14 protein-coding genes and 1 pseudogene are annotated in these 17,553 nt (G+C 72.4%); 6 read left to right on the top strand and 9 right to left on the bottom strand.

The window, feature by feature from the left end; translation table 11 throughout:
* Positions 1–225 precede the first annotated feature (225 nt).
* A pseudogene (locus OG780_RS20570) lies at positions 226–834 on the bottom strand (TIGR04282 family arsenosugar biosynthesis glycosyltransferase); the annotation flags it as partial.
* The gene (locus tag OG780_RS20565; protein ID WP_328450276.1) at positions 831–1,661 is read right to left on the bottom strand and encodes a glycosyltransferase family 2 protein; all 831 of its coding nucleotides are present in this window, start codon (positions 1,659–1,661) and stop codon (positions 831–833) included. The gene OG780_RS20565 and the pseudogene OG780_RS20570, both read right to left, overlap by 4 nt.
* A 328-nt stretch (positions 1,662–1,989) precedes the next feature.
* Here OG780_RS20565 and OG780_RS20560 point away from each other — a divergent pair, with 328 nt between their 5' ends.
* Positions 1,990–2,733 carry a response regulator transcription factor gene (locus OG780_RS20560; RefSeq protein WP_328450274.1) on the top strand — a complete coding sequence of 248 codons (744 nt, stop codon included), beginning with the start codon at positions 1,990–1,992 and terminating at the stop codon, positions 2,731–2,733.
* Positions 2,734–2,747: 14 nt separating this feature from the next.
* Positions 2,748–3,842, top strand: a complete 1,095-nt coding sequence (locus OG780_RS20555) for a sensor histidine kinase (RefSeq protein WP_392973323.1) — start codon at positions 2,748–2,750, stop codon at positions 3,840–3,842.
* 69 nt (positions 3,843–3,911) lie between these two features.
* Here the strand turns inward: OG780_RS20555 and OG780_RS20550 are convergent, their stop codons facing one another.
* From OG780_RS20550 to OG780_RS20540, 3 genes are all read right to left on the bottom strand, one after another.
* On the bottom strand, positions 3,912–4,922 hold the full coding sequence (locus OG780_RS20550) for an NAD-dependent epimerase/dehydratase family protein (protein ID WP_328450271.1): 1,011 nt from the start codon (positions 4,920–4,922) through the stop codon (positions 3,912–3,914).
* Positions 4,923–5,014: 92 nt separating this feature from the next.
* Positions 5,015–5,359: a hypothetical protein gene (locus OG780_RS20545; RefSeq protein WP_328450269.1), complete on the bottom strand. Its 345-nt coding sequence runs from the start codon at positions 5,357–5,359 to the stop codon at positions 5,015–5,017.
* Between the two features lie 102 nt (positions 5,360–5,461).
* Positions 5,462–5,806 carry a MerR family transcriptional regulator gene (locus OG780_RS20540; RefSeq protein WP_328450267.1) on the bottom strand — a complete coding sequence of 115 codons (345 nt, stop codon included), beginning with the start codon at positions 5,804–5,806 and terminating at the stop codon, positions 5,462–5,464.
* A 636-nt stretch (positions 5,807–6,442) separates the two neighbouring features.
* Here OG780_RS20540 and OG780_RS20535 point away from each other — a divergent pair.
* Positions 6,443–7,078, top strand: a complete 636-nt coding sequence (locus OG780_RS20535) for a hypothetical protein (RefSeq protein ID WP_328450265.1) — start codon at positions 6,443–6,445, stop codon at positions 7,076–7,078.
* Positions 7,079–7,166: 88 nt separating this feature from the next.
* Here OG780_RS20535 and OG780_RS20530 read toward each other — a convergent pair whose 3' ends face one another.
* Positions 7,167–7,832, bottom strand: a complete 666-nt coding sequence (locus tag OG780_RS20530; RefSeq protein ID WP_328450263.1) for a DUF4142 domain-containing protein — start codon at positions 7,830–7,832, stop codon at positions 7,167–7,169.
* Between the two features lie 827 nt (positions 7,833–8,659).
* On the opposite strand from OG780_RS20530, the gene ctaD reads away from it, so the two are divergent.
* Entirely contained in the window at positions 8,660–10,303 is a 1,644-nt protein-coding gene (gene ctaD, locus OG780_RS20525) for an aa3-type cytochrome oxidase subunit I (RefSeq protein WP_328458262.1), read from the top strand.
* A gap of 3 nt (positions 10,304–10,306) precedes the next feature.
* On the top strand, positions 10,307–10,876 hold the full coding sequence (locus OG780_RS20520) for a hypothetical protein (RefSeq protein WP_328450261.1): 570 nt from the start codon (positions 10,307–10,309) through the stop codon (positions 10,874–10,876).
* A gap of 78 nt (positions 10,877–10,954) precedes the next feature.
* Here OG780_RS20520 and OG780_RS20515 read toward each other — a convergent pair whose 3' ends face one another.
* Positions 10,955–14,005 (bottom strand): FG-GAP-like repeat-containing protein, encoded by a 3,051-nt coding sequence (locus OG780_RS20515; RefSeq protein WP_328450260.1) that lies wholly within the window; start codon positions 14,003–14,005, stop codon positions 10,955–10,957.
* A 368-nt stretch (positions 14,006–14,373) separates the two neighbouring features.
* Between OG780_RS20515 and OG780_RS20510 the strand changes: the two genes are divergently transcribed.
* A complete protein-coding gene (locus OG780_RS20510) occupies positions 14,374–14,628 on the top strand; it encodes a hypothetical protein (protein WP_328450258.1) in 255 nt (84 codons plus the stop codon).
* 67 nt (positions 14,629–14,695) lie between these two features.
* On the opposite strand, the gene OG780_RS20505 is transcribed toward OG780_RS20510, so the two are convergent.
* Together OG780_RS20505 and OG780_RS20500 are read right to left on the bottom strand one after the other, a co-directional pair.
* Positions 14,696–16,372, bottom strand: a complete 1,677-nt coding sequence (locus tag OG780_RS20505) for an outer membrane protein assembly factor BamB family protein (RefSeq protein WP_328450256.1) — start codon at positions 16,370–16,372, stop codon at positions 14,696–14,698.
* A 109-nt stretch (positions 16,373–16,481) separates the two neighbouring features.
* Entirely contained in the window at positions 16,482–17,492 is a 1,011-nt protein-coding gene (locus OG780_RS20500; protein ID WP_328450254.1) for a glycoside hydrolase family 26 protein, read from the bottom strand.
* Positions 17,493–17,553 lie beyond the last annotated feature (61 nt).

The raw sequence follows: 17,553 nt of genomic DNA, 5'->3' as shown, positions 1-17,553 counted from the left end.
CGGCGCCGGCACCCCGAGCGGCCGTTCTCCCCGTGCCGCTCATCGCCCGGCACCCCGCCGCCCGGAGACGGAGCCGGTGTCCCGGCCGCCGGTGCCCGTTCCGGCGGCCCGTACGGCCTTGAGCCCGGCGACGAACCCCTCGGTCCATCCGGTCGCCGGCCCCGTGGCCCGGTCCGGGGTCCGGTCCGCGGTCGGTCCGGGGGCCTGTCCGGGGACCGGGGCGGTCGCCGTCCTGAGCCTGTCCAGCTCCGCCGCGAAGACCCCCGCGGGCGCGGCCGCCGCGACCGCCGTCGCGTCCGCGGCCGTGTCGACGTCCCGCAGACGGGGCAGATCCCGCACCCGCAGCCCGGCTCCGACGAGACGTGACCGTTGCGCGGCCCCCGTCGTGCTCGTCGACATCGGTACGCCCCGCAGGAGCTCCGGGCAGGGTTCGGCGAGACCCAGCGCCCAGAAGCCGCCGTCGTCGGCCGGCCCGAAGTACGCGTCGCAGTCCGCGAAGTCCACCGTGAGGAGGGTGGGTGTCACCTGGGGCGTGTCCATGCCGATGAGCAGCGCGGGCCCGTCGCAGCCCGCGAACGCCGCGGCCAGCCGCTCGTCCAGACCGCCCGCGCACTGTCGTACGACGTCGAAGCCGGCCGGAAGCCAGGGGCCGGGCTCCCCGTCGAGCACGAGGACCCGGCGCCGCGCGGGAGTCGCCGCCACCGCTCGCAGGGTGTCCACGAGGGCCGCCTCGGCCAGCGCGGCCGCTTCCCCGGGGGTGAAGGGCGGGGTGAGCCGGGTCTTCACCCGTCCGGGACGCGGTTCCTTGGCGATGACGAGCAGGGTGACGCTCACTGGACGGTTCCTCCTCGGGACGGTGCGGGAGCGGACGCCGAAGGCGGCGCCGTGACCTGGGCTCCGGCCGGTACTCCGGGCCGCGCCGAGATCCGGGCCCCGCCGGAGGGCGGGACCAGGTCGTGCGCCCGGGCGGGCGGGGGCGGTTCGGCCAGGACGCGGCGCATGTCCCGTACCGCCTGCCAGGTGCCGCGCCAGGTGCCGGTGACCTTGGAGACGCCGGTGCGCGCCAGATACGGCACGTCGTGCTCGGCGACGCGCCAGCCGGCGTCGGCGGCGCGGACGACCATCTGGAGCGGGTAGCCGCTGCGTCGGTCGGTGAGCCCGAGGCCGAGCAGCGCCTCGCGGTGGGCCGCGCGCAGCGGCCCGAGGTCGTGCAGGCGCAGGCCGGTGCGGCGCCGGAGCATCCGGGCCAGCGCGATGTTGCCCGCACGGGCGTGCACGGGCCAGGCGCCGCGCTCCTGGGGCCGGCGCCGGCCGAGCACGAGGTCGGACTCCGCGGCCCGTACCTCGGCGACGAACGGCAGGAGCAGGGCCGGGTCGAGGGAACCGTCGCAGTCGCAGAAGCAGACGATGTCGGCGGTCGCGGCGGTCAGCCCGGCGTGGCAGGCGGCACCGAAGCCCCGGCGCTCCTCGCGCACGACGGTGGCGCCCAGCGCGCGGGCCAGCTCCGCGGAGCCGTCCGTGGAACCGTTGTCCACGACCAGCGCGCGCCAGCCGGGCGGGATCCGGGAGAGCACCCAGGGCAGGGCGCCGGCCTCGTTCAGACAGGGAAGGACCACGTCGACGTCCGGGTCCGGTACGGGAAAGGTCGTCACGGCCTTCACCTTACGAACGCGAAAGGGATATACCGGACTTCATGTCCTTACGAAACTCGGACGTCGGCGCCGACGAGCCACGCCGGACCCGGCCGGGTGCGACGCTGGAGCCATGCATCGAGCGCACGAATCCCCAGGTGCCGGACCTGCCCCGAGCGTGAACGGGGGCCCGGGGACGGCTCCGGACCCTGATCCGGGGACGGCTTCGGACCCGCACCCGGGCTCCGGCGCGCTTCCTTCTCCGGAACCCGCCCCGCGTCCCCTTCCGGCGTCCGCGCCTGACTCCCCTCCGGCCTCCGTTCCGGCCCCCGTTCCGGTCTCCGCGGCGGCCACCCGTGTGCTCGTCGTGGACGACGACCCGACCGTGGCCGAGGTCGTGTCCGGGTACCTCGAACGCGCCGGGTATCTCGTGGACCGGGCGGCGGACGGCACCGTCGCGCTCGCCCGTGCCGCCGCGCACCGGCCCGACCTGGTGGTGCTCGACCTGATGCTGCCGGGCATCGACGGCCTGGAGGTGTGCCGCCGGCTGCGCGCCCAGGGGCCTGTGCCGGTCATCATGCTCACCGCGCGCGGCGACGAGGACGACCGGATCCTCGGGCTGGAGGTCGGCGCCGACGACTACGTGACCAAGCCGTTCAGCCCGCGGGAACTGGTCCTGCGGGTCGAGTCCGTGCTCCGCAGGACCCGGCCGGCGCCCACCGCGCGCCCGCTGCACGCCGCCGGTCTCGCCGTCGATCCTTCGGCCCGCCGCGCCACCAAGAACGGCACCGAACTCGCCCTCACCCTGCGTGAGTTCGATCTCCTGGCGTTCTTCCTGAAGCACCCCGGCCGCGCGTACGCCCGCGAGGACCTGATGCGCGAGGTGTGGGGCTGGGACTTCGGTGACCTGTCGACGGTCACCGTCCACGTCCGCAGGCTGCGCGGCAAGGTCGAGGACGATCCCGCGCGGCCCCGCCTGATCCAGACGGTGTGGGGCGTGGGCTACCGCTTCGACGGCACGGAGGCGATGGCCGGGTCGACCGGGGCGACCGGGGCGGCCGGACGAGAACATCCCGCGACCGACAAGGAGACCGGCGCGTGAACGACATACTGGTCATGGCCCTGTTCGCCTTCCTGGGCGCCGCCGCGGCGGGCCTGCTCGGCGCGGGCGCGCTCCGGCTCCTGCGGCGCCGTTCGCTCACCGCGTCCCTCACGGTCGTCGCCGCCGTCGCCGTCTGCGCCATGCTCGCGGGAACGCTGGCGGTGGCGTGGGCGATGTTCCTGTCCCCGCACGACCTGAGCGTGGTCACGACGGTCATCACCATGGCGGCCGTCGTCTCGCTGGCCACCGCGTTGCTCCTGGGCCGCTGGGTCGTGGCCGGCAGCAGGGCGCTGACCCTCGCCGCCCGCTCCTTCGGCGACGGCGGCGACTTCGCGGCTCCCGAGGGACCGACGACCGCCGAACTCTCCGCGCTCAGCCGTGAGCTGGCGGACACCAGCCGCAAACTGGCCGAGTCCCGCGACCGCGAAAGGGCGCTCGAGACCTCGCGCCGCGAACTCGTCGCCTGGATCTCGCACGACCTGCGCACCCCGCTCGCCGGGCTGCGCGCGATGTCCGAGGCCCTGGAGGACGGCGTGGCGGCGGACCCGAACCGCTATCTGCGCCAGATGCGTACGGAGGTGGAACGCCTCAACGGCATGGTCGGAGACCTCTTCGAACTCTCCCGGATCCACGCGGGCGCCCTCGCCCTCTCCCCCTCCCGTGTCTCCGTGTACGACCTCGTCGGTGACGCCCTCGCCGGAGCGGACCCGCTGGCACGCGAGTACGGGGTGCGCCTGGTCGGGAACCGTATCGAGCAGGTACCGGTCGAGGTGGACGGCAAGGAGATGAGCCGGGTGCTCGGCAACCTCCTCGTCAACGCGATCCGCCGTACGCCCGCCGACGGCACGGTCGCGGTCGCCGCCGAACGCTCGGCCGCGGGCGTCGTCCTGTCCGTCACCGATGGCTGCGGAGGCATCCCGGAGGAGGACATCCCACGGGTCTTCGACACCGGCTGGCGCGGGACCCACGCCCGTACACCACCCGCCGGAGCCGGCCTCGGCCTCGCCATCGTCCGCGGCATCGTGGAGGCGCACCGGGGCATGGCCGCCGTCCACAACGTCCCCGGCGGCTGCCGTTTCGAGGTCACCCTCCCGATGGCGGGGGTGTGAGAGACGCCCCGGCCTTCCGGCCGGGGCGTTCACCCTGCGAGATCCCGGGCCTTCCGGCCGTCGAAAGCCCTAGGCCGTGTCCGCAAAGTCGCCGCGCAACGGCGCCGTCGCGAACTCCCGCATCCCCTCGGTGAATCCGGTCTCCGCCTTCCAGCCGAGATCGGCCCGCAGCCGGGCCGAGTCCGCGGTGATGTGCCGTACGTCCCCCAGCCGGTACTCCCCGGTCACGACCGGTTCGGGGCCCCCGTACGCGTCCGACAGCGCCCGTGCCATCTCGCCGACCGTACGAGGCTCGCCGCTGCCGGTGTTGTAGACGGCGAGCGAGCCGTTCGGCGAACCCGCCTCCAGGGCGGCCATGTTGGCGGCGGCCACGTCCCGCACGTGGACGAAGTCCCGCCGCTGTCCGCCGTCCTCGAAGACGCGCGGGGCCTCACCGCGGGCGAGCGCGGAACGGAAGAAGGAGGCGACGCCCGCGTACGGGGTGTCGCGGGGCATCCCGGGTCCGTAGACGTTGTGATAGCGCAGGGACACCGCGGTGCCGCCCGTGGAACGGGCCCACGCCGCCGCGAGGTGCTCCTGGGCCAGCTTGGTCGTCGCGTACACATTGCGCGGGTCCACCGGCGCGTCCTCACCCACCAGGCCCGGAGTCAACTCCTCACCGCAGCGCGGGCAGAGCGGCTCGAAGCGCCCCGCGTCCAGATCGGCGACGGCACGCGGCCCCGGCCGGACCACCCCGTGCCGCTCACACGCGTACCGCCCCTCCCCGTACACGACCATCGACCCGGCGAGCACGAGCCGCCGTACCCCCGCGTCCGCCATCCCGGTGAGCAGCACGGCCGTGCCGAGGTCGTTGCGCGACACGTACTCGACGGCGTCGCCGAAACCGGTGCCGAGACCCACCATCGCGGCCTGGTGGCACACCGCGTCCACGCCGTCCAGCGCCCCCGCGACGGCCTCGGCGTCCCGCACGTCGAGGCCGTCCCGCAGGTCGAACACGACCGCCTCGTGGCCTCGCGCACGCAGGGTCGCGACGATCCGACCTCCGATGAACCCGGCCCCGCCGGTAACCAGTACACGCATGGAACGCACGCTAGGACCGCCGCCGTGTCCGGCGACAGCACCACGCCCACCACGTCACCGCACCGTAAGACCCGGGGCACCGTCGCGTGTGCTCACATGCGCAGCAGCCGCTGGGTGATCTCGCGGTACTGCCGCAGCGCGTGGCGCAGTTCCTCGCCCTGGGTCTCGGGGTCCTGGCCGTGCCAGGCCGCGTGGAGGTCGCTCCGTCGTTCCGTGAGGGCGCTCATGAGCTGGGCGGCGGCCTCGCCGAACGCGGTCTCGGCCTCTTCCAGGGCTTCCAGCGGGCTGTGCGCGAACGTGTTGAGCGCGTGGTTCAGCCGCTGGGTGATGTCGGCCCGCTCGTCCGCCCCGAGCAGCGGTTCCGGGCCGGGCGTACGACGTCCGGCGGAACCGGGCCGCCCCTCCGGAGGCTGTTGGGCGCGTGTCTGGTCGTACATGGTCGGCCGCTTCCTGTACGTCGTACCGGCGCAGGGCGCGTCGGGGAGTTCGGGGGGCGGCGACCGGGCCGGACGTTCCGGGAGGTCACCGCCGGGACGTGTTCAGCCGGCGCTGGATCCCTCCCGTTCCGCCTGGGTGGCGCGCCGGTACTCGGCGTTGATGCGCTGGGCGTCCTCGAGCTGGTCCTCGAGGATGACGATGCGACAAGCGGCCTCGATCGGGGTCCCCCGGTCGACGAGTTCCCGCGCGCGGGCGGCGATCCTCAGCTGGTAGCGGGAGTAGCGGCGGTGGCCGCCCTCCGAGCGGAGCGGAGTGATCAGCCGGGCCTCACCGATGGCCCGGAGGAATCCGGGCGTCGTGCCGAGCATCTCGGCGGCCCTGCCCATCGTGTACGCGGGATAGTCGTCGTCGTCGAGACGACCACTGAGTGGAGTGTCCGCTGTCATTTCACCTCGTCGTGGCACGCGTCGAGGGGCCCCGTTGCCGTACGGCACCAGGGCCCCGAAGGAAATTGAACACCATCTGCCGGCTCCGCTGCGAAGCCGACCTTCTGTTTCCGCTACCGGGCCCGTCTGCGGGGCGGATGAGCGGGGATCGTGTATGCCGTGACCGGAAACCACCGTCCATTCCGGGTTCTTGCGGTACCGGCTGTGCTGCTCCGGGGCCGCGCGATCCTGATGGCGTCTGCTTCCTCCGTCCTTGGCTCGGTGTGGATCACTCGCCGGACCGGGAGCGTTCTCCTCCGGACCGACGCTGTCTGTACAAGAAACCCTAATCACGCCACAGCTCGATGTCTACCGTGACAAAGACAGGTTTCGCGACGCACGGGGATCAGGTTTTCCGTGGTGCACGGCGATCGCCGTGCACCACGGTCCGTATACGGAATCGAGACCATCCCGCATCCTTCTCACTGCAACTTCGGGGCGGTCCCGTGCGTGTCCTGGGGGACAGAATCCGCGGCCGGGCGAGCGACGGCCGTATGCCGTGGTCACGCATGTCGTGACCATGACTTCGCCGGTCGGGAGGACCGGGACGGCCGGTGGGAGCCGGCCGGGCGAAGTCGTCGAGAACGAGGATGGGACATGTCGGGTCTCAGACGTACGTCGGCGCTGGCGCTGGCGGGCGGGATCATGCTGCTGACGGGGTGCCAGGACTCGGCGGGCACGAGCTCCGCCGCGGACACCCCCACTTCCTCCGCGGCCGCCTCGGCCGCGGCGGCCGTCCGGAAGGACAGCCCGGCCCCGGCCGCCTCACCCGCGTCGAGTCCCGCCGGCACGAGCGCCCCGTCGCGCGGCTCGGCCACCGGTTCCCCGGAGCGGGCCACCGCCACCCCGGCCGGCCACACGGCCACCGCCGTCGCGGGCTGCCGCAACCTGGCCGTGGGTGACGCGGTGAAGACCGAGGTCACCCGGATGTACCGGCACGACGTCACTCACTTCCAGCACATCGAGCCGGTGCCGCACACGTTCTTCTACGGTCAGTGCGGAACCGTCCGCTACGCCGCCACCCGTTTCCAGCCGTTCGCGGGTGCCACACAGGCGGAACTCGTGGGCATGCAGGACGAGGGAAGCGTCACCAAGTACTTCCGCGACTCGGGTGGCGGCTGGGCCTACATCGCGAGCGACGGCCTCCCCGCGGGTCCGCACGGCTGCGGCGACATCCCGGCGATTCCCGACGCCCTGGCCACCGCGTGGGGAAACTGCTCGTTCGCACGCTGAACCGCCCGCCCTCTCCGCCCCCGGATCCCGGCGCGCCCCGCCCGTGCGGGGCCGCCGGTATGCCCCGCCGGTGCCGGGGCGCCGGTGCTCACGGCGACGACGGCACCGGAAGCACGGTCGGGATCGCGGCCGGAGAGGCCGTCGCCCCGTGCGCGACGGCGTCGAAGTCGACGTATCCGGTCCTCTCCAGCGCGGAGATGTGGCCGAGCTCGGTCCGGTTGGCGACCGTGGCCAGATCCCGTACCAGCGTGTTGCGGGTGCTGCTGCGCACCTGGGCGAGCTGCTGGAAGATCCTGCCGTGCTCCTCGCGCAGCAGATTCGCGAACAGCGTCCGGTACTCGCCGTCCTGAGCCGCCGTCAGCTGCGCGAGCCAGCCCTGCTGCTCGGCGGTCGGCTGGGTCGGCAGGACGATGGCGAGGTCGCCGGCCAGGGTGCGGACACGCTTGTCGAGGTCGGTGTGGCCGGCCACCAGCTGGTCGCCCGCCTCCTCGACGTCCTTCGTGGGGGCCCTGTCGATCGCCTGCCGGCCCGCGGATATCTCCCACAGGCCGTCCAGCTCCACCTGCACCACGAGGTCGCGGTCGGCGCTGCTCAGCGGTCCCCAGGGCGTGCTCACCACGGGGCCGGGGTCGGCGATGGCGGCCTTCACCGCGTCGAAACGGTGGGGGTACGAGTAGAACACCGGGTACGCGAGTGAGCCGATCGTGCCGCCGATCGCCAGCACCATGAAGATCGTGACGAAGCTGCGCCGCAACTGAGCCTCCCTGCGGACCGGCTGTTCTTCGGCAACCCTCACTCGTCCGGTGCGGTCCGTACCGGCCGAAGCCGTTCTCGGCGCGTACCGAGTGCTCCAGCCCACTCCCGTACGGGGGAACGGGAGTCGCGTGGGCTGGGGCACCCGGCCGCCGTGCCAGAAGATCACTTCGCCGCCCGGGGCCGATAGGGCCGAACGGCCCAGGGCGCCAGGGCCGTACGGACACCGGGCCACGCCCCCGGACCGGGCGCACCCGTCTCCCGCCCGCGCGCCTCACTTTCGTTCACCCGCCCGGCAGTTAGCGGGCCGACGGCGGCGGAAGCGGGCGTCCGGGCTCGTCGGCGAGGCCCGCACGAGAGGACCGGCTCCGGGCCCGTCAGCTGTCGCCCATCGGGACCGGAGGGGCCGTTGGGCCCTCCGGCCAGGGCCTTCGCAGGGGCTGTTCGGCCCTATCCGGCCCCCGTGTCCCGGAGCCGATCATGAGGCGGCGGCCGGGAGGCGGCACCGCGTCCACCCCCGTGCGCGGCACTTCCCGGCCCGCCGACGCCCTGAGCGGGACGTGTGCCACGAACAGGACACGCCTCAGGGGGCGGGACATGTGGAGAAGGGGAGGGAGTCGTCCGGTGGACGAGGCACAGACGCACCCGGAGGAGGCGGTGAGACCGCGCACCGCGGTCTCCGCGGCCGGCAGGGCCGGGGCGGCGAACGCGGTCGGCGCGGCACGCACGGCCGATGAGACGGACGGGGTCGCCGCGGCGGCCACGGCCGACGGGACGGACGCGGTCGCCGGGACGGACACGGTCCCCGCGGCACGCGCGGCCGGCGAGGTGTCCGGGAGGCCCGGCGGAACGTCCGCCGAGGCGCCCGTCCGCGCGTCGTGGGTGGACTGGCTGACGACCACCGACCACAAGAGGATCGGGACGCTGTACCTGGTCACGGCGTTCGTGTTCTTCGGTGTCGGCGGTGTCATGGCGCTGCTGATGCGCGCCGAACTGGCCCGGCCAGGACTGCAGATCATGTCGAACGAGCAGTTCAACCAGGCGTTCACGATGCACGGTTCGATCATGCTGCTCATGTTCGCGATGCCGCTGTTCACCGGCTTCGCCAACTGGATCATGCCGCTTCAGATCGGCGCGCCCGACGTGGCCTTTCCCCGGCTGAACATGCTGGCCTACTGGCTGTTCCTGTTCGGCTCCTCGATCGCGGCCTTCGGCTTCCTGACCCCGGACGGCGCCGCCGACTTCGGGTGGTTCCTGTACGCGCCGCTGTCCGACGCCGTCCACTCGCCGGGGCTCGGCGCCGACATGTGGATCATGGGCGTCGCGCTGTCGGGCTTCGGCAGCATCCTCGGCGCGGTCAACTTCATCACCACCATCGTCTGCATGCGGGCCCCCGGTCTGACCATGTTCCGCATGCCGATCTTCACCTGGAACGTGCTGCTGACCGCCTTGCTGGTCCTGATCGTCTTCCCGGTGCTGGCGGCGGCCCTGTTCGCGCTGGAGTGCGACCGCAAGTTCGGCAGCCATGTCTTCGACCCCGCGAACGGCGGCGCGCTGCTCTGGCAGCACCTGTTCTGGTTCTTCGGCCATCCCGAGGTCTACATCCTGGCGCTGCCGTTCTTCGGCATCGTCTCCGAGGTGATCCCGGTCTTCTCCCGCAAGCCGATGTTCGGCTACATGGGCCTGGTCGGCGCCACCATCGCCATCGCGGGCCTGTCGGTGACGGTGTGGGCGCACCACATGTATGTCACCGGTGGTGTGCTGCTGCCCTTCTTCTCCTTCATGACCATGCTGATCGCGGTGCCGACGGGGGTGAAGTTCTTCAACTGGATCGGCACCATGTGGAAGGGCAGTCTGTCCTTCGAGACACCGATGCTGTGGACCACGGGCTTCCTGGTCACGTTCGTCTTCGGCGGTCTGACCGGGGTCATCCTGGCGGCACCGCCGCTGGACTTCCATGTCTCCGACTCGTACTTCGTCGTGGCGCACTTCCACTACACGGTCTTCGGCACGGTCGTGTACGCGATGTTCGCCGGGTTCCACTTCTGGTGGCCGAAGATGACGGGCAAGATGCTCGACGAGCGTCTCGGCAAGATCACCTTCTGGACCCTGACCGTCGGCTTCCACCTCACCTTCCTCGTCCAGCACTGGCTGGGTGTCGAGGGCATGCCGCGCCGCTACGCCGACTACCTCGCCTCCGACGGCTTCACCGTCCTCAACACCCTTTCCACGATCGGGTCGTTCCTGCTGGGCCTGTCGATCCTGCCGTTCCTCTACAACGTGTGGAAGACGGCCAGGTACGGCGAGAAGGTCGAGGTCGACGACCCGTGGGGCTACGGCCGTTCGCTGGAGTGGGCGACCTCCTGTCCGCCACCGCGGCACAACTTCGCCTCGCTGCCGCGGATCCGGTCCGAGTCCCCGGCCTTCGACCTGCACCACCCGGAGATCGCCGCGGCCGAGGCGGTGGACTGAGCCATGGCGCAGCCCGTTCTGGCGCTGGGCGCCGCACTGCTGACGGTGTCCGGCAGCGTCTGGTACGTCCCGGCCCTCGCCGATCTGCGCGCGGGCGCCGACCGTCCCCGCTCCCGCCGGAGCGCGGCCGCGGCCTGCGTGAGCGCCTGGAGCACGGCCGGAACGACAGCCGCCCTGTTCCTGGTGACCGGGGCATGGTGGATCCCCGCCCTCGCCGCCGCGGCGGGTACGGCGGTCACCCTCGGCCTCCGGGCCCGCGCGGTGGTACGACGCCGGCGCGAGGCCGCGGAGGCGGCCCGCCACTGGGCACAGCTCGGGAGCGGGTCCACGGCCGCCGAGGACCGCTCCGGGAACGGCCGTACCGTCTTCGCCGCCTTGACCGCCACCGGCCTCGCCACCGCCGCGGCCACGGCGGGCCTTCTCCTGACCACCGGCCCCACCGGCGGCCACTGGCTGACGGCCGCCGTCCCCGCCGCCCTGGTCGGCGTGTTCCTCCTGATCGCGGCCACGGTGGCCCGTCCGTCCCCGCGCACCGGCCCGCATCCGCGCGATGTCCGGGGCCGTACCGGCTGACCTGCCGTGGGCCCGTGACAGCGATCGGGCCCGGACGACATGTGTCGTCCGGGCCCGATCGGTGGTGGCGGAGGCCGGTCAGAACAGGCCCTTGTACCCCTGCCAGCCGGTGGCGGTCTTCGTACGGCCGCCGAAGGAGCCCTTGCCGTTGCCGTCGTTGCGCCAGACGGTGCCGGCGGTGTCGCGGGAGACGAGGTCGGCTCTGCCGTCGCCGGTGACGTCGCCGACGCCCACGACCACGTTGTACGACGAACCCCAGTCGTTGAAGACCTTCACGCGGGCCTTGAACGTGCCGGCCGCCGTGCCGTCGTAGCGCCACAGCTCGTTCGACTTGTCCTGGGCCAGCAGGTCACCGTGACCGTCGCCGTTGAGGTCACCGGCACCCACGACCTTCTTGTACCCCGTCCACTTGGAGGCGATCTTCACCCTGGCGGAGAAGGCGCCCGTGCTCGTCGCCTTGTAGAGGTAGACGTCGCCGGTCGAGGACTGGCGGGCGATCAGGTCGGCCCGGCCGTCGCCGCTGACGTCCCCGGGCGAGGTCAGCACGTCGTACTGGTTCCAGCCCGTGCCCAGCGAGGTGTACGCGGTGGACGGAGTCACCGCCGCTCCGCACGCGGGCCGGTAGGCGCGCAGCGAGCCGCTGCTGAACCGTACGAGCACGTCGTTGCAGCGGTCACCGCTCAGGTCGCCGAAGGGCACCGCCTTCACCGTGGTCGGCCACCCGGAGCCCGACACCTTGCCGGTGAACGTTCCCTTGCCCGTCCCGTACTGGTACGTCAGCCCGCCCGAGCTGTTGAGCGTCACCAGTTCGCCGAAGCCGTCCGACCCGACGAAGTCGCGGCGGACCGCGGCGGCTCCGGTGACCTTGACCGAACCCGTCCTCGTCAGCGCCGCGCCCTGCCCGTCCGCGGGGGTGACGGTCAGCTTCCAGGTGTAGGCGCCGTTGGGCACCAGCCGGCCGGAGCCGTCCTTGCCGTTCCAGGCCGGGTCCACCACACCGCGGGCCGGACCGCCGGAAAGCGCCCGCACGGCCGCACCGGCCTTGTCGCCGATCTCGAGCTTCCAGGAGGCCGCGGGCTTGTTCAGCCACCACTTCGGGCTCCACTGCGTGGCGCCGCCCTTGACGTCGACCGAGGCGGCGACGGTGGCGTCGCGCTGGACGAGCGCCGAGACGGGGACGTCACTGGCGGTCAGACGGATGCTGTTGTCGGAGCGGAGCTGGGCGATCACACCGGTGTACGGGTCGACGTCCCAGGCGTTGCCCTCGAACGCCCCGGCGGTGTGCGCCACGGGTGTCCCGCCGCGCACGTCGATCACCTTGAGCTGTCCGGACGCGACCGTCGCGACGAAGCCGTCGCCGAGCTGCGCCTGCTCCCAGCCGCCGCCCGACACCAGCGTCAGATTCCGCTCGGTGACGGTGTCGTAGACGCCCTGGCCCTCCGAGTCGAGCACGCAGTTCCACAGCAGCCACCGGCCGACCGCCTGGAAGTCGTTCAGCAGGCAGCCGCGGCCGAACCACACCGGCTCGCCCTGCTTTCCGGTCAGCAGGTCGTAGGGGACCACGCTGTCGTTGCCGGACATCACCCACACGGTGGTGCCCCAGATCGCCCGCACGCTCTCCGTCGTCGTGAACACCGTGCGTCCGGAGTCGACGTCGACGATCCGGGTCTCCGTCACTCCGTTGCTGTCGTACGGCCTGCTCAGGGCGGCGAAGCGGCCGTTCGCGGCGGCCGCGGTCCGATAGCTGCGGGAGCTGTCGATCCGGGTGCCGGGCAGCGACTGGCCGGCCCCGAGGAGCTGGGGCTGCTGGGCGGTGTCCGTGCCGAAGCCGGCGAGGACCGTCCGGCCGTCGCCGGTGTCGAGGAGACGAGGGCGGCCCTCCGCGTAGTTCTCCATGGTGATCCGGCCACGGGTGGTGCGCGTTCCCGCCGTGGGGGAGCCGGCCACCCCCGTCTCACGGGTGTGGAGATACGTCCAGTCGCCCACGGGGTCCAGCTCCACGGTGGTCAGCCGCCCCTGGGAGAGGGTCAGCTGGGAGACCGTGTGGGCGGCCTTGCGGGGGTACGCGTCCGCGATCCGGCGCACGGTGACCCCGCCGCCCGGGGCGGCCTCGACGAGGGAGACGCCCCAGTGGTCCGTGTCGGCGCCGCCCGGTACGAGGAGCCCGCCGTCCGGAGTCGCCATGGCCCGCACCGACGTCCTGGCCATCAGCGTCCGCGGCGCGGAGCCGTCGAGGGGGACGGCCTCGACCCGCGAGACCGCGCGGTCGGTGCCGGACCTGCCCAGGGAGGAGTCGTACCGGGCCACGATCACGGTGTCGCCGACCAGGCCCAGCACCTGCGAGATGTCGCCGACGCGCACGGTCCGCACGATGGCGTCCGGGTTCTGGCGGGAGGCGACGTGCAGGACACCGTCGTAGCACCACACCAGGTGGGTGGGGCTGAGCGCGACCATGTCGTACCACGGCAGCACCTCGTACGGCAGGGCGGTGAAGCGTGCCTGCGCGACGTCGAGCCACCCGGTGACCTCGTCGTCGCCCTTGCGGTACCGCACGACCTGTCCGTGCGCGTCGCCCAGACCGGCGGCGGACTGCGTGTAGACACCGGAGGGGACGCCCTCCACCGTGCGGTCGGAGACGGAGCCGTCGTCGCGGGCGTCCAGCAGATGCCACCGGGAGTCGCCCGGGGTTCCCGTCGTCGTGACGACCGTCGACCCGAGCGTGCTGAAGTAGAAGTGTCCGTCGGGCAGCGCGACCGTGCCGACCTGACCCGACGTCATGTTCCGCAGTGTCACGGTCCGGGCGGAGCTGTCGAAGCGGGCGACGACGTCCGAACCCGCGCCGGCACTCGTGACGCCGTACGCGTCCGTGCCCGAGGCGTCGACGACGGTGTCGACACCGTCGTACGTCGTCCACAGCTGACCGCGTCCCTCCTCGTACCGGAGGAATCCCGAGGGTCCCGCGCTCAGCAGGCCCGTCCGGGGAACCAGGGACGTGGTGGCCGGCACGACCACCTCTCCGGTGACCGGTTCACCCTGCGCGACGCCGGCCGTCAGTGGGCTCAGTCCGAGAGCGAGCGTGAAGGAAACAGCGGCGGCGGTTGCGCATCGTACGAGCGCGCGTCTGCCCATGCGGGACCTCTCCGGGAACGGTGGCTGAAAGCGTGGAGAGGCATGTGCGTGGGCCGTCGCACCGCAGGTCACAGACGTGCGGGCATATGACGTTCGGACACCCCCCAGGCGAGTGGCGGGATCATAGCATTTTACTTGCGCATGACCATTGGCTCGGCCGGGGAGCGGGCGGTGGTCTGCCGTGGCACCGGGGCCCGTTGAGCGCGTCCGTGAATCGACCGGTGCCTGCCCGAACCGGTCCGCGCTTCCTCGAATCCGGTCGGGGTTTTCGTGAACCGATCGGAGGGGTCCGTCCGATGAGGGGGTGAAGGCCGCTCCCGCGGAGCCCGAGCCCGAGTCCGAACCGAGTCCGAGCAAGGAGAAGACGGATGCTGCACATGGTGGACCTGACGTCCCTCGCGCTGATCGCCCTCGCGGGCTCCATCTGGCTGTGGGGTCTGATCGACTGCGCCCGCACGCCCCGTGACCGCGTCCGCTTCCTGCCGAAGCTGCTGTGGCTGCTCTTCCTGCTCAACGGCTCGGTCCTCGCCACCCTGGTCTGGGTCTACTTCGGCAGAAAGCCGGCAGCGGACGCGGCGGAGGTCCCGGCCGGGCGGACCGGGTCCCTCGCCCAGGCGCGGTAGCGGAGAGGCGTGCGTACGAGACCGGCCGACCGCGCCCGACAGTGATCCCGCCGCCCGGCGGAAGGCCCTACTGGTAGAACCGCACGCCGCCGTGCGACCCGAGGGCGTTGAGTTCCAGCACGCTGCCGTCCGAGGTGACGTACACCGTGCCGGAGGTGAAGCCCCACTTGCCGGTCCCCACCGGCAGGCCCGCGACCGGGGTGGTGCGACCGGTGCGTGCGTCGATGGTGACGAGCTGCGGGGAGCCGGACGTGGTGATGGCGTACACCTTGTCGTCCGCGCCGGACGCGGGGACGGCGAGCACGGCGGAGCGCTGGGTCCAGAGTTTGGCGCCGGTGGTGGTGTCGAAGCCGTCGATCACCGGGCTGCCGGCGGCCGTGGCCGGGGTGACCAGGACCTTGCCGTAGAGCCGGGCGGAGTGGTCGGCGCCGGTCTCGTTGCCGGTCGTGAGTTCGTCGTTGCCCACGGCCAGTTTGCGGCCGGTCCCCTTGGTGTCGAAGACCCGCACGGCGTCCTGGCGCGCCGTGTGGACGGCGGCGACCAGCGGGGAGCCGGACAGGATGTGCGTCACATCCGAGTGGGCGCGCTCGGCCTTCCGCCAGATCACCTTCCCGGTCTTGCCGTCGAACGCGGTGAGGATGAACCTGGTCTTCTTGTCGAGGCAGTAGTCGTCCACCATCACGACGCCGTCGGCGCCCCAGCCGTAGGCGTTGCAGTAGTGACCGCGGGCCTGGTAGCCCCAGACGCGGCTGCCGGTGCGGAGGTCCACACCGCCGAGGAAGTTCACGCCGACGACGGTGGCGACATTGCCCTGCAGATAGGTCGTGGCGGTCGCCGCCACGGGGTGCTTCTTGCTGGTCAGCGGCAGGGACCAGAGAATCTTGCCGGTGGACGCCTTGACGCCGGCCAGCCAGGTGCAGGTGCTGCCGTCCTTGCCGAAGGCGACCGTGCCGATGCCCTGGGCGCTGACCGTCGGCGACATCCCGCAAGGGACGGTGCCGCGCCCGGCGGCGGTGGCGGGGGACGCGGCGCGCCACACCTGCTTGCCGTCGGTGAGGTCGTAGGCCCGCAGGCCGCCTCGGCTGCTGGCCCGGACGAGCAGCTTGTCGGTGAGCCAGCTGCCGATGAGCGCGTCGTCGGCGGCCGGCGCCGGTATCTGCCACACCCGCGTCAGCTTCTCCGAGGCGACGGCAGCGGCCTCCTCCTGCTTGAGCATGACGGTGGCGGCCCCGCCGGCGGCGGCGAGGACGGCGAGGGTGAGCACGATCCTGCCCACCCGCCTGGTCTTCCCGGCTCGTTCGCCGCCCGCAGGGGGCCCCGGCTGCGCGGCGCCGGGCCCGGGGTGGCGAAGGGCCTCCCGGTCGAGGACGGCGGTGGCCGCCGACGGGTATCCGGACTCCTGGTCCGCCCACCCGCTGTCGCGCAGGATGTGCGGGGATGTCCGGTGCCCCGGCTCGCGCACGGCCTCGTGGGCGTCGGCGCGCAACTCGGAAACCCCCAGCGGCATGGTGCCGTCCCACCGCGTGTCGGACGACCTGCCGTCCCGCTCGGCCGGAGACCTGCCGTCCCACGACGGGACGGTCGGCTCCGGCTGCCGCTGCTCCCGGTACGGCTGCGGCCGGTCGGCCGAGTCCGCCGGCGTTCCCGGGTACGGCTGCGGGCCGGCAGCCGACTTACGGGGCCGGAAGGCCCAGCCGAGGTCCTCCTGCGGCGCACCCTGGCCCGGCGACGGTTCCGTCGACATCTCCGTGATCTCCCCTGGTCGGGCATCCGCATGCGTCAGCCGCATTGATGCGCCATGAAAAACGTCGTCCCTCGCGGGCTCGCGCCCGGCTTCCCCAGCCCGCCCTGGATCAGCCGTTCTTGAACGAATGACCGAAGCCGTTCCGGGCCGTCTCCACCTGGAACGCGGCCAGCGCACCCACCGAGGTGCTGATCCGCCAGTCCATCAGCTGCTTGCCGCCCGGCCAGTCCTTGCGCTGGTCGTACCAGACGAGCCCGATGACGCCGGCTTTCGCGGCACCCTGGAACAGGTCACGGATGTGCTCTTCCTTGCGGTCGCTCTGCGCCACCCCGGTCTCCGCGATCAGCACCGGCTTGCCGGAGAAGCCAGCGATCTGACGCAGTGTGGGGGTGAACAGGCTGGAGAAGGCGGCGCCGTCGATCGGCCCGTAGTAGCCGATGAGGCCGACCCAGTCGACGTAGGCGCCGCCCGGATAGTACGGGCGCAGTTTCGCGGTCGTGCCCGAGTCGACCACGTGCGGAGTCCACACCCAGATCACGTTGGTGACGCCCTGTGCGGCAAAAGTGTCGTGTACGTGCTTCCATGCCGCGACGAAGTCGGCGGGCTTGGCGTGCCCGGGGCCCCAGGAGTTCCACGGGCCGTTCATCTCGCCGGCGAAGGAGAGGGCCAGCGGGCCGTCGTAGGCGGCGATCTGGTCCGCCAGCCGGCGGATGTAGGCGTCGTCCTCGCCCTGGGCGATGTGGGCGAGCGAGGTGTCGGAGGGCACCAGAGCCATCATGGGCAACTGGCCGCGCTTCCACAGGAAGGCGTTGCCCTCGGTGTCGAAGTCGTCGCCCCAGGAGCTGTAGTACTCGCGGATGTCGGGCGTCCGCCCGGCCTCTTCGGCGAAGGCGTCGACGATGTCGTACTGCCAGGGCGTCTTGTCGTCGACGACGCCCAGCGCGCGGCCGGACGGCTTGAGCATGGACGAGACCTGGAAGTGCGCGGCGGGGGCGCCGGCTCCACCCGTCTTGACACCGGCCTCGCTTCCCGCGCCACCGCAGGCGTCCACCAGGAACGAGACGGCGACCATCAGGATCGCGGCGACCGAGAGGCGGCTGCGGCGGCGGGTCATGGCCATGCGGGAAGGTCCGATCGGGCAGGAGGCAAGCGACGTCACCGGAACTCTACGAGACCCTCGT

This window comes from Streptomyces sp. NBC_00386 (genome assembly GCF_036063235.1).
In the GTDB taxonomy this organism is placed as follows: domain Bacteria; phylum Actinomycetota; class Actinomycetes; order Streptomycetales; family Streptomycetaceae; genus Streptomyces.
This window is presented reverse-complemented; position numbering and strand designations above follow the sequence as displayed.